This window comes from Methylomagnum sp., assembly GCF_054333355.1.
Genome location: NZ_JBTEKS010000109.1, coordinates 1 through 12,099, shown reverse-complemented (window position 1 = coordinate 12,099; position 12,099 = coordinate 1). Strand labels below are relative to the sequence as shown.

Sequence of the window (12,099 nt, the reverse complement as noted above, 5' to 3'; positions counted from 1 at the left end):
AATTCATAAATTTTTGACTCAAAAATAGGAAGCAAGCTAGCGGCATTCATATAACTTTGCCAAGTTGACACACGTTTCATTCCATAAGTCAGAATTTCAGCTTCTTTAGCTGCAAACTCTATGAAAAAACTTTCAATTGCTTCTAATGCTGACTTAAAAGCATCGAGATCATAATAATCCATAAATTATTTACACCTTAATTTTCGCGAAAAGGATAAAAGGGGAATGCTGTGTCTTAATCAAGAATGGATGATGATTATGCAAACATGGCGATGGGTTTGCAAACCTGATAAGACGGCAAAGGGCTGTAAATGCCCTAACAAAGCAACCAACTCGTTCGCTCTTGATGCGCCTCACGCCCCACCGCCTCCCACTGGCTGAAACGCCGCCGCATCCCGCCCAACCCAAAGCTCCGCCCCAAATAACCGGGGTTTCAGCTTTAGCGACTAATTGCTAAAGTCCATCGGCAGCTACAACACAGCCCAAGGTGCTTAACCATGATAACGACCGTCACCCAGACCAACATGATCCCCATCCCGGATGAAGTCAGCCGAAAGTTTGGAATTCAGCCAGGCTGGCGGCTCGATTGGTCCCCGGTCGAAGGCCGGGATGAAATTCTGGTCCGCGTCATACCGGGACGCGGCGAACTGGCCCGGCGGCTACTCGGACGTGGGCAGCGCTTCTCGCCAGAACAAGACGGCGTGGCCGGACTCGTCGCCGAGCGCGAATCGGAAGGTTAAGCGGCATGATCTATCTGTTCGATACCTCCGCGCTGATTGCCCATTACCGCCGCGAAGCCGGTTGGCAACAAGTACAAGCGATTTTCGATGATGAGGCCGCCAAGATTTTGATTGCCAGCGTGACGCTAACGGAATTCGCCCGGCGGTTAAGGGAGCTTGGGGCCAGCGATGCCGAAGCCCGCCAAACCGCCGAGGATTACCGGCTTCTCATCAATGACGTGGTGGCGGTGGACGAGAAAATTGCCTTCGCCGCTTTCGATCTGGCCCGCGCAACCCCCAAGCGGCTACCGCTGGTGGACGCCCTGATTGCCGCGTCCGCCCGCGCGTCTGGGGCGTGCTTAGTGCATCGCGATGACCACATGACCCATATCCCGGAAAACCTGCTTCGGCAGATATTGCTTAGCGCTGGATCCGATATTCATTGACTTAGCCGGGACCGTAAAATGCGCGGACGAAGCGCCTGCCGTCCGCGCCTGATGCGCCTTGTACCCCACCGCCTCCCACTGGCTGAACCGCCGCCGCCTCCCGCCCAACCCAAAGCCCCGCCCCGCTCCGGCATTATCAAAACGCCCCATCCTCAAGCGTCACAATACCGCCCAACCCCGCCGCCTTCGCATAATAACGGCGGTCAGCGGTTATCAACGTCGTGCCCCGCGCCAAAGCCAAGGCATGATAAAGCGTATCGAACAAATGATGGTCGAGACTTACCGACAACTCGACCGCCCGGCGGAACACAGCCACCTCGTCGATGACCTCAACAAACTCAAACAACCGCAAATCCGCCACATTATCCGCCGCCGTATCGGGAATCCGGCGGGCCAGCACAGCGGCCACTTCCGCCACCCAATGCGGCGGCTGAATAAAACGGGCCTGTCCCGTCGCGCCAAGCTCAAGCAAAGCCAAGGCACGATCTATATCAGTTTCGTCCGGGGCATCCGGCAAAAACCATTTCACTGCCATACTGGCATCAACCACCCACGTTTTCATAACCGGCCCGGTTCATTGCCCGCGTCAGATTCCGCCCGCACCGAATCGCGAATTTCCAAGATTTCAGATAACGCCGTCGGCGGTGCCGAACGACGGCGAGCCAAAACCCGCCGCACCGCCTCGTTACTCTGGTGACGGCGCTCCTCCTGAGCAATTGCGTCCGCCATTAACCGAGCCACGATAATACTGGGATCTGTATCGGCAAATACCCGGCTGAACCGCTGTTCAATCTCGTCTGGAATACTTAAAGTCATCGTTGCCATGAGTTTTCTCCTAGCTAAAATCGATAGTGGCAAACCGGATTACTCGAATAATCAGGCGGCGTATCCTTGGCAATACCACAACAATCCGCCATCGCCTCATGCAAAGATAATGGGGCTTTAAGCTCGGCGGAGGCTGGCTTTGCCCGGTTCAATAACCCCAGTAAACTCTGCGCTAACAAATCCTCAAACTCAATGCCACGCAATGCCGCTTCGGCTTTGGCTTGAATGAATAATTCATCTGGTAAATTAATAACGGCTTGCATAGATACTTACCTCATGCGTTAAAAGCAATTTCGAAAATCCGCTAAATGCTCCATTATCGTTAGGGTCATAGTATACTCCGACGAAGCACCCGCCTCGTCCGCAATTGATGCGCTTCACACCCCACCGCCTCCCACTGGCTGAAACGCCGCCGCATCCTGCCCAACCAAAAGCCCCGCCCCGCTCCGAAATTTGGGATGATTACAGCGAACCCAACCCCACGCCCACCGATGGAGCCGCCATGTCCACCCCGTTGCAAGAAGCCCAATCCCTCCTCGCCCGCCTCAGCCGCCCGGAAAAAGCCCAACTGCTGCAATGGGTCGTCAACGACTTGGGCGAAGCCTTCCCCGGCATCGCCAGCGCCCCCGGCGTCTGTGGCGGCGCGGCCTGCATCGTGCGGACCCGCATACCCGTCTGGACGCTGGAACAAGCCCGCCGACTCGGTGCCAACGAGGTGGATTTACTGCGGGCCTACCCAACCCTACGCGCCGAAGACTTAACCCAAGCCTGGAGCTACGTCCGCGCCCACCGCGCTGAAATCGACCAGCAAATCGCGGCCAACGAGGACATCTAAGCCATGGCCCGCATCTACTCCAACGAGAATTTCCCCCAACCCGCCGTGGCGGAGTTGCGCCGCTTGGGCCATGACGTACTCACGGTCATGGAAGTCGGTGCCGCCAACTAAGCCATTCCAGATGACGAGGTATTGGCCTTCGCCACCGCACAAAACCGCATTGTCTTGACCTTGAACCGCCAGGATTTCATCCGGCTGCATCGAGCCAACCCGAATCACGCGGGCATCATCGTTTGCACGTTCGATGTGGATTTCATCCAACAGGCGCGGCGCATTCATGCGGCCATCGAGGCGGAAGACGATTGGACGGGGCAATTGGTGCGGGTCAATCGGCAGGCATAAATCACCATTTGGCTTTCCAGCAAAGACAGCGTATTGGTCATCGCCCATGCCTATCGCGGAAAAACCATCCGAATCATCAGCGCCCGACCGGCCACCAAACGAGAGCGTAATTTCTATGAACACGGACTATGACGAGCTAAACGACGAACTGCGTGAGGAATATGATTTTTCCCAGATGACGGGCGGCGTTCGCGGGAAATATGCCAAGCAATACCAGGACGGGGTGAAACTGGTCATGCTTGAGCCTGACGTGGCGGAAGTATTCCCCGATGCGGAATCCGTTAATGAAGCGCTGCGGGCATTATCGAAGATTATTCAGCAGCACCAGAAAGCGGCTTAATACAGGGCCGTAGAATGCGCGGACGAAGCACCCGCCTCGTCCGCGCTTGATGCGCTTCGCATCCCACCGCCTCCTAACTTGCTGAAACGCCGCAGAATCCCGCCCAACTTGGATTGACCTCGGTTACTCCGCCAAATCCGAGTTTTTAAGCAATTCCAAAGCCTCCACATCGGCTAAATCTTTAGTTCTTCCTGATGCCCGTTTATTGATAATTAAATCGTCAATCGAAGGGATACGAATTTCAATCCCTTCGATTTCTACCGGGATTGAATTCTCGTAGGTAGCTTCAAAATCAAGTCCAGAGGCCGCAGTGATAATATCTATCCGCCTTGGAGCAACGCCAATCTGAAATATCGTGCCCTCTATTTCCAAATCTTCCTTGGAAAGCTTGTGCAAAGGCGCGCCGAAACGATGCAACGCCCTTAACACGGCTTCGGCATTCTGAGGCGATGGCATCACCCAAATATCTATATCCATGGTGGCGCGTGGATAACCGTGAACCGCCAGCGCATAAGCACCGACAAGCATGAATCTAGCTTTCTCTGCGGCTAAGGCGAGTAACATGTCTTTGTAATCTTCGTTTAGCATCGTGCTTCACACTTAAAGATGAAATTTCCAACGTTAGCGGCCAGACCAAACCAAGACGATATTCCGGCGTGCCCGGAATATAATCGTCATTCCTATGATTATTGAGTTTTCTTAAAATCGTGTGATTTCTGTCCATCTTACTCTCGAAAATCTGTTAAATGCTCATCATCGTCACCCCGAATAATTAACCGGCCTTTAGCGCTACCGGGCCGCCGCGCCAAAGGTTTCGCGGGAATCGCTTGGGGCCGGTCAATCACCAATAAGATTTCATGTTCGCCGGGTTGGACTTGTTCCGGCAGTTTCACCATCAAAGTGCGGTCTTCTGGAACCTGATAAGTGGCAGCAAATGAAAGCATGGTTATTTCCTCGAAAGTCACTCGGACTGCGCCATATCTTACAAGCAAGGGCCGCAGATGCGGTTCGCACCCCACCGCCCCCCACTGGCTGAAACGCCACAGAATCCCGCCCAACCAAAGCCACCCCCGTCCTCATGTAGTTTACGAAGCTATTTCTTCCCATAGGCGCTATCGTGGTCGGAGCGAATCGCAATAAACCGCATGACATCCCCATCGCGGGTGGCTAAAGCCCGGCTACTACGCGACAGCCGCAACGTATATATTCCGGCAGAATTCTTTACCGCTTCCCACTTCAAACCATGGTCACGGTAAACCTCGTCCCAAGTCATGGCGCGGAGTTTCTTCAGCGTTTTAGCCACTTGGCGGTATTCATTGGCTTCAAGCTCAAAAAGATCGTCCTGCAAGGCAGGTAAGTTGAGATCGAGCAGGACGCGCCCATTCATGACGCATCCTTGGTTTGGCGGTGCGATTCAATCCCTGCGAGAAACTCGTCGAGATTGGTTTCGGCGGGGGGATGGGCTTGCATCCATTGCGTAGCTTGGGTTAACCGTTCTTGCATGGCAGATTTGTGCAACCAAGCTTCGGCTTCCGGGATTATTCGCATAGGCACCATGGTAATGCTCCCGTCTTCCTGTTCGGTGAGTTCAAAGTATTTACCAGCATATTTCTTACCCAGCGAAAGCTGACCGCTGGCACCGACCATTTTGAGCATAGGCATATCCTCATAAGATGGAAAAATCATGCCGCATGATAGCAGTTGGGCTAGTTTGAATGAAACGCCCTCGCCACGGATGCCGTAAACGCCCGCCGGGCCGGGGAACCCAGAACCGTAGATACGCTGACGAAGCAACCGCCTCGCATCATCCGCACTTGATGCGCTTCGCCCCCCACCGCCTCCCACTGGCTGAAACGCCGCAGAATCCCGCCCAACCGAAAGCCGCGCCCCGCCCCGGATTCCATCAATATCCGCCGGGCTACGGTTATTATCAAAACCCGCCATCATCAAGCACCACAATACCGCGTGACTGGCGCGGGGGAATAAAAAAGCCGGTCCCAAGTGGAAACTTGAAACCGGCTCAAAGTGACGCTTTAAAACGTCGTCGGAACAGACAAACGCCTGCCCCACGTTCTTGGTATTAAAACCGCGGCCGCATAGCCCGTGGATTTAGACGCAATAAGGCTCGGCGATCCAGCGCTTCAATATCGTGGCGTCCTTCTCGGGTAAATACGCGAAATCCTTGCTGACGTCCCGATAGACGGCCTCGCCGATGTGGGGCGACACGAAGCCTTTCAGCATCAAAAAGAACCACGCGAAGGGATAGCCAACTTGACTATCGATGCGCCCGATCATGGTCGCCAGTGCCTTGCCCTTCTTGGCTTCCGGGCTTTCCAGCCGGGGCATGTCCTTGAGGTTGTTGACGATCTCCACGTTCATGATTTGCTCGCCGTGACGGCCCTTGTGCTGGTACAGGCGCAGGCTCCAATCCTCGCAGAACACCTTCTTTTTCGCGGCGCTGCTGGCATCCCAATCATCCATGAAACGTTGGGCGGGATGGGGATTAGCCCGGTACTTACCGAGTTCGCCCATGAACATGGCCACTTCGGTTTTGCGCCGATAGGTGTAACGGGCAGCCCCCACAGCGAAGGGCTGCACGGCCAAGGGTTCCAGCGGGTCAATCAGTTCTTCCAAATCGGTCGGCGGTTGGTCGGAATCGACGAGGCAGCGGTCAGCCAGTTCTTGGGTGCGGTCGATTTCGATCTGCACAAAATCCGGCGCCGTCGGGCCGGTCTGAGCCACCACATAGACGGTCACGCCCTTGTGTTTGGTGGCGAGGAACTGCTCCTCCTCGCAATAATCCAGCAGGGTGTTGAAGTTGTGGCCGCATTCGATGTGGGTGCGCTCGGCCCATTCGTTGAGGTCGGGGGCGATGCGGGTGCCATCCGGCTTGATGACCCCGCCCAGCCGATACCAGTGATGGCCGTGGCGGGCCAGCCGCAACGGGAAGTTGGGATAAGCCCTTTGCAGACGGTTCACCAAGGCTTCGTCGCCGCCTGCCCCGGCCAGGGTTTCCTTACACAGCTTGCCCAGCAGCAAGCCGTCGAAATGGGCGCGAGGCGGCTCCTCCGCCTCGACCGGTTTGGTCTTGAGCTCAGCCGTCATCCTGGATCACCTCCGCCAACACCACCCCGGTGGCGTGGGCCAATTCGGTGGTGAATTTGAGGCAGTGCTCCCGGCCATCCACCAGGTAGATATTGAACGACTCCCGCTCCAGGTGGGGCGAGTACGAGCCGATGTCGTCGTCCATGCAGTAGGTGAAATGGACATCCGGGTGGCCCGCCCGAAGTTCCACGAGGCTTTGGTCCGACAGGCCGAGCTTCTCCACGGCGCCGGCGATGGCGGTGATGTCTTCGGCGGTAATCATTATTCGTCGTCCCAGGTGTCGTCGGAATCGGCGTCGAAACGCACCCGTTCGCGGGCCGAAACGCCCATGATCTTGGCGAGCCAGGGCGGCGGATGGCCGCTCAGGATGGTTTGCAGCTTGGCGATGACCTCGCGGGCGGGTTCGTCCCCGGCCAGCTTCATCGGGTAGACGCCCGCCTTGATGACCTTCGCCGCCGCCGGGCCACCGATGGACACCACGTACATGACTTGGCAGTCCTTGATGAGATCGGCGCGGAACTGGTTGCGGTCGTCGGTTTCGTCGGCGCCCAGGGTCGAGCGCAGGTCGATCAAGCGCAGCTCGTCCTTGTTGACCTGATAGACCAGGAAACGCAGGCAGGAGCCGAAGTGGCCGTCCATCATTTCGCCATTGTTGGAGGCGATGGCGACGCGGATCGAGCTGGGCATGTCGCCCTCGGTGTAGGCTTCCGGTGGCGGCAGGTCGGTGCCATCGACCTCGCCCCACAGGATGCGGACGGCCTCCTTGTAGTTGGGGATCGAGACCACATCCAGGTGTTCGGTGTCTTCTTCGCCGTCCGGGCTGCCGAGCCCGGATTTCAACTGCGTGACGGTGACGTGGGCGAGTTTTTCCTCAGTCAGCGGGGCGCCCAGTTTGTCGATGAGCGTTTCCAGCAATTGCTTGGCACTCACGTCGGGCAACACGCGCGCCGCCAGGCCCACGCGCAGCGCGGCTTCTCGGGAAAGTGCGGATGCGGTCATGGTGAACCTCTCAGATTTGGGTGACTGTGTGGTTCCCACGCTCCGTGTGGGAACGAAGAGAAAAGAACCCATAGGATGGGTGTGGCGCCGCAGAACCCATCGCAACGCTGTGGCACGGCGTGATGGGTTCCGCGAAGCTCCAGCCATCCTACATGATTAGGCGACGGGAAGCTTAAACCGCCCCCCAGACCTCGCGCTTTTCGTTGACGGTCTTGGTCAGCGCTTCCTCGAAGGACACGCTCGGGTATTTCGGCTTGTAGTCCTTGAAGGCTTCGTACAGGGTGACGACTTTCTCTTCCGCGCCCTGGCCCTTGAAGTCGCTCTTTTCCATGCGCAGCTCTTCTATGAGTTCGTTCCAGATCATCCCGCGTTGCAGGGGGATCAGGACGTACTTCACGCCTTCCAGGGTGGCCTGGAGGGGTTCGGCGAGGTTGGCGACGAAGAACACGCCCAGCACATCCTCGGCCAAGTCGGCGCCGTACAGGTTGGGGAACAGCTTCAATTGGGCAAGCTCATCGACGAAGCCAGCCACGAACTTCAGTTTCTCGCCGTCCGACAGCAGCACCGCTTCCTTGCTGATGACGTGCGGCGGCAAGCGGCGGCCCATGGCGTCCGCCACTTCCCCTTCTTCCAGCACCAGGTCACCCCGGTAGACCTCAAACTTGCCCTCTTTGCCTTTCACATTGGCATTGACGAGCCAGACTTTTTCTTGGTAAGTGTCCAGTAACATGGAGGTACCTCATTGATTCGGTATGCAGAATTAGGATTTGGCAAAAAATTACTTCCCAGAGTTGTAGGTCGGACTTCAGTCCGCCCTGTCGGGCTAAAGCCCGACCTACCGCGAAAGCCATATCCTTACTCAATCAATCCCCGCCGCTGCCGCGCTTGGCGCGGAGGGTCGTGGGGAGCTTGGGCGGGATGTCCATGGGCTCGAAGTACCAGTGCGAGCCATCGCCCAGCACCACTTCGCCGCCCCATTTGTCGGGGCTGTCGAATTCCAGGGATTCAATGACCTCTTCAAGGTCTTTCTTGGCGACGTAGAACAGAATTTTGTTATCGTCGCGGCGACGCAGCATGACTTCGGGCATTGTGAACTCCTGGGTGAATCGTAGGCTCGTAGGGCGGGTATATTGCTCATGCCCACCGCATCCTGACCCACGCAAAGGTGGGCACGGCGTACCGTGCCCACCCTACGGGAGATAACCCCTCCCGACCTCCCCTTATCAGGAGCATGAGGAGGGAGAACAAGCCCCCCCGACAAGGGGGGTTGGGGGGTTAGCGGATCAGGTCGTAGTTGTAGTCGGTGGTGCCCATGCCCCGGGTGTCGTCGTCCAGGCGTTCCAGGACGGAGTTCACCAGCAGCTTCAGCATGTGCATGGCACCCTCATAACCCAGGGTGGTGTCCCGGTGCAGGTGGTGGCGGTCGAAGATCGGGAAGCCGATGCGGATCAGCGGCACTTCATGCTCCTTGCCCTTGTGCAGGGTGTCGCGCTGAATCCACTTGCCATAGCTGTTGCCGATCATGAAGTCCGGCTTGTCGGTGAACACCAGCGAGCGCATGTGCCACAGGTCGCAGCCGATATAGACGGTGGAGTTCTTGCCATACGGGGACTCTTCCAGAATCTTCTCCATGGCCTTCTTCCAGCGCTTGTTGGCGTGGTTGCAGAGGATATGGATCGGCTCGGCGCCCACTTCCAGCAGGAACTTGGTCATGCCCATCACGAAATCCGCATCGCCCCACAGCGCGTAGCGTTTGCCATGCAGCCAGGTATGGGAGTCGGTCAACATATCCACCAAGCGGCCACGCTCCAGCTCTAAAGACGCGGGGATCGGCTTGCCGGTCACTTCCGAGACTTTCATCAGGAACTCATCGGTCCACTCCAGACCCATCGGGATGTTCAGCTTGGGCACCTCGTGCTTCCAAGTGTTGTCCACGTACTTCTTGGTCTTTTCCAACTGCCAGGGTTGCAGCAGGAACGTGGTGATGGCGTTGGGCGCGTCCTTGATCTCGTCCTGGGTGGTGCCGCCGGAATACATGCGGAATTTGCCGTCGGCAGGCGTGTCCAGCACTTCGGTCGGATCGCTCAGCAGGGTGTGGTCCACGCCCATCTCGTTCAGCATCCGATGCAGAACCCGGAAGTTGCCCAAGTAGGTCTCGAAGCCCGGCACCAGGTTGATCTTGCCGTTCTTGCCGGGTTCCTTGCCCTCCATATTGTTGAGGGTGAAGTACTTGACGATGCCCTCGAACATGTTGTCCCAGCCGGTGGTGTGGCTGCCGACGAAGCTCGGGGTGTGGGCGAACGGGGTGGGGAACTCCTGCTCGATGTGCCCTTCCTTCTTCGCGTTATTGATGAAGGCGTTGAGGTCGTCGCCGATGACTTCCGCCATGCAGGTCGTGGATACCGCGATGATGTCGGGCTTGTACAGCGCCTTGGCGTTGGCGAGGCCGTCGAACATATTCTTCTGACCGCCGAATACAGCCGCGTCTTCCGTCATGGAGTCGGACACGCATGAAATCGGTTCTTTGAAGTGGCGGTTGAAGTAGGTGCGGAAGTACGCCACGCAGCCTTGCGAGCCATGCACATAGGGCAGGGTCTTCTCGAAGCCCAGCGAACACAGCACCGCGCCGAGCGGCTGGCAGGCCTTGGCCGGGTCAACGGTCAGGGCTTCGCGCTTGAAGTTGAGTTCCTGGTATTCCTTGGTGGTGGTCCACTGGAAGACCTCGTCGATCTTGTCCTGCGGATGGCGCTCTTCGTACAAATCGCGCTTCTCGGTGAGCATCGCCTTGTAATCGTCTTCGCGGAACAAGGGGTAGCTCGGTTTGATGTCGTCTATTGCCTGGCTCATGGTCTTTCTCCTTCGCGCGCCACTAATCTGTGAACTAACGCGAACAGGGTTTAGGTATATCGTTCCCACGCTCAGCGTGGGAATGCAGCCTTGGACGCTCCGGCGTCCCGACTCCCGACGCGGGAATCGTGGGGTGGACATGGACTCATGCCCACCAAGATCGGCACTCCGGGTCGGGTATCTCTACGTCCCGACTCGCGACGCGGGAGCGTCGCCGGATGGGTTCCCACGCGGAGCGTGGGAACCATAAGAGGCTGGATTAACCGCCCGCTGCCGCCCGCACCGGCTCAGCCTCTGCCGCGCCTTTGCGCCACGGCGGTTGCATCTTGTTCCAGCACGGATTGTTCAGGGTCAAATCCATGTCCTTGGCGAAGATGGCGAAGCCGTCGTAGCCGTGGTAAGGACCGGAGTAATCCCAGGAGTGCATCTGGCGGAACGGAATGCCCATCTTCTGGAAGATGTACTTTTCCTTGATGCCGGAGCCGATCAGGTCGGGCTTGACCCGCTTGACGAATTCTTCGAACTCGTAGCCGGTCACGTCATCGTAGAGCAGGGTCGCGTTGCCCATTTCCTGAATGGTGCGGTCGTAGTCGTCGTTGTGGGCGAACTCGTAGCCGGTGCCGACCACTTCCATGCCGAGGTCTTCATACGCGCCGATGACATGGCGCGGACGCAGGCCGCCGATGTACAGCATGACGCGCTTGCCTTCCAGGCGCGGACGGTATTTGGCGATGACCGCCTCGTACTCGGCGCGGTATTTCTCGATGACCTGCTCGGCCTTCTCCTTGATCGAATCGTCGAAGAACGCGGCTATTTTGCGCAGGGCCTCGGCGATCTTGGTGGGGCCGAAGAAGTTGTACTCCATCCACGGAATCCCGTACTTCTCTTCCATGTGGCGAGAGATGTAGTTCATCGAGCGGTAGCAGTGAACCAGGTTCAGCTTGACCTTGGGGGTCAGCTCCATTTCGGCCAGGGTGCCGTCGCCGGACCACTGAGCCACCACGCGCAGGCCCATTTCTTCCAGCAACATGCGGGACGGCCAAATGTCGCCGCCGATGTTGTAGTCGCCGATGATGGCGACATCGTAGGGGGTGGTTTCGAAGCTGTTGTCGCCGTCGCGGTTGGCGATGACGTAGTCACGGATGGCGTCGTTGGCGATGTGGTGGCCTAAGGACTGGGACACGCCCCGGAAACCTTCGCAACGCACCGGCACGACCGGCTTGCCGATTTCCTTAGCGGCCTTCTTGGACACGGCTTCGATGTCGTCGCCGATCAGACCGATGGGGCATTCGGACTGCACCGAGATGCCTTTGTGCAGCGGAAACAGGCCTTCGATCTCGTTGATCATCTTCGCCAGCTTCTTGTCGCCGCCGAACACGATGTCCTTCTCCTGGAAATCCGAGGTGAAGTTCAGGGTGACGAAGGTGTTCACGCCGGTCACGCCGATGTAGTAGTTACGGCGACCGCCACGCGAATACTGACCGCAACCGACCGGGCCGTGAGAAATGTGGATCATGTCCTTGATCGGACCCCACACCACACCGCGAGAACCGGCGTAGGCGCAACCACGGATGGTCATGACGCCCGGCAGCGACTTACGGTTGGACGTAATGCACTTGCTGGACTTGGTAACGGATTGGT

General features: G+C 57.6%; 20 protein-coding genes and 1 pseudogene. 6 read left to right on the top strand and 15 right to left on the bottom strand.

What is annotated here, in order from left to right:
• Window positions 1–182: hypothetical protein (locus ACXWUF_RS10450; RefSeq protein WP_458494615.1), on the bottom strand; the 182-nt coding region annotated here is incomplete at its 3' end.
• Between the two features lie 315 nt (window positions 183–497).
• On the opposite strand from ACXWUF_RS10450, the gene ACXWUF_RS10445 reads away from it, so the two are divergent.
• Together ACXWUF_RS10445 and ACXWUF_RS10440 are read left to right on the top strand one after the other, a co-directional pair.
• Window positions 498–740 (top strand): hypothetical protein, encoded by a 243-nt coding sequence (locus ACXWUF_RS10445; protein ID WP_458494614.1) that lies wholly within the window; start codon window positions 498–500, stop codon window positions 738–740.
• Between the two features lie 5 nt (window positions 741–745).
• Window positions 746–1,165, top strand: a complete 420-nt coding sequence (locus tag ACXWUF_RS10440) for a type II toxin-antitoxin system VapC family toxin (RefSeq protein ID WP_458494613.1) — start codon at window positions 746–748, stop codon at window positions 1,163–1,165.
• Between the two features lie 136 nt (window positions 1,166–1,301).
• Here the strand turns inward: ACXWUF_RS10440 and ACXWUF_RS10435 are convergent, their stop codons facing one another.
• From ACXWUF_RS10435 to ACXWUF_RS10425, 3 genes are read right to left on the bottom strand one after another with little or no spacing between them, the layout of a single operon-like run.
• Window positions 1,302–1,727: a type II toxin-antitoxin system VapC family toxin gene (locus tag ACXWUF_RS10435; protein ID WP_458494612.1), complete on the bottom strand. Its 426-nt coding sequence runs from the start codon at window positions 1,725–1,727 to the stop codon at window positions 1,302–1,304.
• Window positions 1,724–1,990, bottom strand: a complete 267-nt coding sequence (locus tag ACXWUF_RS10430; RefSeq protein WP_458494611.1) for a hypothetical protein — start codon at window positions 1,988–1,990, stop codon at window positions 1,724–1,726. The genes ACXWUF_RS10435 and ACXWUF_RS10430 overlap by 4 nt, the downstream gene beginning before the upstream one ends.
• A 14-nt stretch (window positions 1,991–2,004) precedes the next feature.
• Window positions 2,005–2,253 (bottom strand): hypothetical protein, encoded by a 249-nt coding sequence (locus ACXWUF_RS10425; RefSeq protein ID WP_458494610.1) that lies wholly within the window; start codon window positions 2,251–2,253, stop codon window positions 2,005–2,007.
• 239 nt (window positions 2,254–2,492) lie between these two features.
• Here ACXWUF_RS10425 and ACXWUF_RS10420 point away from each other — a divergent pair, with 239 nt between their 5' ends.
• From ACXWUF_RS10420 to ACXWUF_RS10405, 4 genes and pseudogenes are all read left to right on the top strand, one after another.
• The gene (locus ACXWUF_RS10420) at window positions 2,493–2,825 is read left to right on the top strand and encodes a DUF433 domain-containing protein (RefSeq protein WP_458494609.1); all 333 of its coding nucleotides are present in this window, start codon (window positions 2,493–2,495) and stop codon (window positions 2,823–2,825) included.
• A gap of 3 nt (window positions 2,826–2,828) precedes the next feature.
• Window positions 2,829–3,167, top strand: a pseudogene (locus tag ACXWUF_RS10415) (DUF5615 family PIN-like protein).
• Complete coding sequence (locus ACXWUF_RS10410) at window positions 3,168–3,299, top strand: hypothetical protein (protein WP_458494616.1); 132 nt, start codon at window positions 3,168–3,170, stop codon at window positions 3,297–3,299.
• Window positions 3,283–3,507 carry a hypothetical protein gene (locus tag ACXWUF_RS10405; RefSeq protein WP_458494608.1) on the top strand — a complete coding sequence of 75 codons (225 nt, stop codon included), beginning with the start codon at window positions 3,283–3,285 and terminating at the stop codon, window positions 3,505–3,507. Before ACXWUF_RS10410 ends, ACXWUF_RS10405 begins: the two co-directional genes overlap by 17 nt.
• Before the next feature lie 123 nt (window positions 3,508–3,630).
• On the opposite strand, the gene ACXWUF_RS10400 is transcribed toward ACXWUF_RS10405, so the two are convergent.
• The 11 genes from ACXWUF_RS10400 to nifD all read right to left on the bottom strand — a co-directional run.
• Window positions 3,631–4,095, bottom strand: coding sequence for a nucleotidyl transferase AbiEii/AbiGii toxin family protein (locus ACXWUF_RS10400; RefSeq protein ID WP_458494607.1), 465 nt, complete (start codon window positions 4,093–4,095; stop codon window positions 3,631–3,633).
• A gap of 137 nt (window positions 4,096–4,232) precedes the next feature.
• Entirely contained in the window at window positions 4,233–4,451 is a 219-nt protein-coding gene (locus ACXWUF_RS10395) for a hypothetical protein (protein ID WP_458494606.1), read from the bottom strand.
• A 149-nt stretch (window positions 4,452–4,600) separates the two neighbouring features.
• Window positions 4,601–4,894: a hypothetical protein gene (locus tag ACXWUF_RS10390; RefSeq protein ID WP_458494605.1), complete on the bottom strand. Its 294-nt coding sequence runs from the start codon at window positions 4,892–4,894 to the stop codon at window positions 4,601–4,603.
• Window positions 4,891–5,454, bottom strand: coding sequence for a hypothetical protein (locus ACXWUF_RS10385; protein WP_458494604.1), 564 nt, complete (start codon window positions 5,452–5,454; stop codon window positions 4,891–4,893). The genes ACXWUF_RS10390 and ACXWUF_RS10385 overlap by 4 nt, the downstream gene beginning before the upstream one ends.
• Window positions 5,455–5,616: 162 nt before the next feature.
• Window positions 5,617–6,612, bottom strand: a complete 996-nt coding sequence (locus ACXWUF_RS10380; protein ID WP_458494603.1) for a hypothetical protein — start codon at window positions 6,610–6,612, stop codon at window positions 5,617–5,619.
• The gene (locus ACXWUF_RS10375) at window positions 6,602–6,874 is read right to left on the bottom strand and encodes a DUF6129 family protein (protein WP_458494602.1); all 273 of its coding nucleotides are present in this window, start codon (window positions 6,872–6,874) and stop codon (window positions 6,602–6,604) included. The genes ACXWUF_RS10380 and ACXWUF_RS10375 overlap by 11 nt, the downstream gene beginning before the upstream one ends.
• Complete coding sequence (locus tag ACXWUF_RS10370; RefSeq protein ID WP_458494601.1) at window positions 6,874–7,611, bottom strand: dinitrogenase iron-molybdenum cofactor biosynthesis protein; 738 nt, start codon at window positions 7,609–7,611, stop codon at window positions 6,874–6,876. Before ACXWUF_RS10370 ends, ACXWUF_RS10375 begins: the two co-directional genes overlap by 1 nt.
• 172 nt (window positions 7,612–7,783) lie before the next feature.
• Entirely contained in the window at window positions 7,784–8,341 is a 558-nt protein-coding gene (locus tag ACXWUF_RS10365) for a hypothetical protein (RefSeq protein WP_458494600.1), read from the bottom strand.
• Between the two features lie 133 nt (window positions 8,342–8,474).
• Window positions 8,475–8,699, bottom strand: a complete 225-nt coding sequence (gene nifT, locus ACXWUF_RS10360; RefSeq protein WP_458494599.1) for a putative nitrogen fixation protein NifT — start codon at window positions 8,697–8,699, stop codon at window positions 8,475–8,477.
• Between the two features lie 187 nt (window positions 8,700–8,886).
• Window positions 8,887–10,458, bottom strand: coding sequence for a nitrogenase molybdenum-iron protein subunit beta (nifK, locus tag ACXWUF_RS10355; RefSeq protein WP_458494598.1), 1,572 nt, complete (start codon window positions 10,456–10,458; stop codon window positions 8,887–8,889).
• 259 nt (window positions 10,459–10,717) lie between these two features.
• The coding region (gene nifD, locus ACXWUF_RS10350; RefSeq protein ID WP_458494597.1) for a nitrogenase molybdenum-iron protein alpha chain at window positions 10,718–12,099 on the bottom strand (1,382 nt) is incomplete at its 5' end.

Coding starts and splice junctions, on each gene's coding strand:
- ACXWUF_RS10405 (WP_458494608.1), top strand. CDS start 3,283: ATGAACACGGACTATGACGAGCTAAACGACGAACTGCGTGAGGAATAT.
- ACXWUF_RS10385 (WP_458494604.1), bottom strand. CDS start 5,454: ATGATGGCGGGTTTTGATAATAACCGTAGCCCGGCGGATATTGATGGA.
- ACXWUF_RS10365 (WP_458494600.1), bottom strand. CDS start 8,341: ATGTTACTGGACACTTACCAAGAAAAAGTCTGGCTCGTCAATGCCAAT.
- ACXWUF_RS10435 (WP_458494612.1), bottom strand. CDS start 1,727: ATGAAAACGTGGGTGGTTGATGCCAGTATGGCAGTGAAATGGTTTTTG.
- ACXWUF_RS10420 (WP_458494609.1), top strand. CDS start 2,493: ATGTCCACCCCGTTGCAAGAAGCCCAATCCCTCCTCGCCCGCCTCAGC.
- ACXWUF_RS10380 (WP_458494603.1), bottom strand. CDS start 6,612: ATGACGGCTGAGCTCAAGACCAAACCGGTCGAGGCGGAGGAGCCGCCT.
- ACXWUF_RS10445 (WP_458494614.1), top strand. CDS start 498: ATGATAACGACCGTCACCCAGACCAACATGATCCCCATCCCGGATGAA.
- ACXWUF_RS10400 (WP_458494607.1), bottom strand. CDS start 4,095: ATGCTAAACGAAGATTACAAAGACATGTTACTCGCCTTAGCCGCAGAG.
- ACXWUF_RS10375 (WP_458494602.1), bottom strand. CDS start 6,874: ATGATTACCGCCGAAGACATCACCGCCATCGCCGGCGCCGTGGAGAAG.
- ACXWUF_RS10370 (WP_458494601.1), bottom strand. CDS start 7,611: ATGACCGCATCCGCACTTTCCCGAGAAGCCGCGCTGCGCGTGGGCCTG.
- ACXWUF_RS10395 (WP_458494606.1), bottom strand. CDS start 4,451: ATGCTTTCATTTGCTGCCACTTATCAGGTTCCAGAAGACCGCACTTTG.
- nifK (WP_458494598.1), bottom strand. CDS start 10,458: ATGAGCCAGGCAATAGACGACATCAAACCGAGCTACCCCTTGTTCCGC.
- ACXWUF_RS10440 (WP_458494613.1), top strand. CDS start 746: ATGATCTATCTGTTCGATACCTCCGCGCTGATTGCCCATTACCGCCGC.
- nifT (WP_458494599.1), bottom strand. CDS start 8,699: ATGCCCGAAGTCATGCTGCGTCGCCGCGACGATAACAAAATTCTGTTC.
- ACXWUF_RS10390 (WP_458494605.1), bottom strand. CDS start 4,894: ATGAATGGGCGCGTCCTGCTCGATCTCAACTTACCTGCCTTGCAGGAC.
- ACXWUF_RS10430 (WP_458494611.1), bottom strand. CDS start 1,990: ATGGCAACGATGACTTTAAGTATTCCAGACGAGATTGAACAGCGGTTC.
- ACXWUF_RS10425 (WP_458494610.1), bottom strand. CDS start 2,253: ATGCAAGCCGTTATTAATTTACCAGATGAATTATTCATTCAAGCCAAA.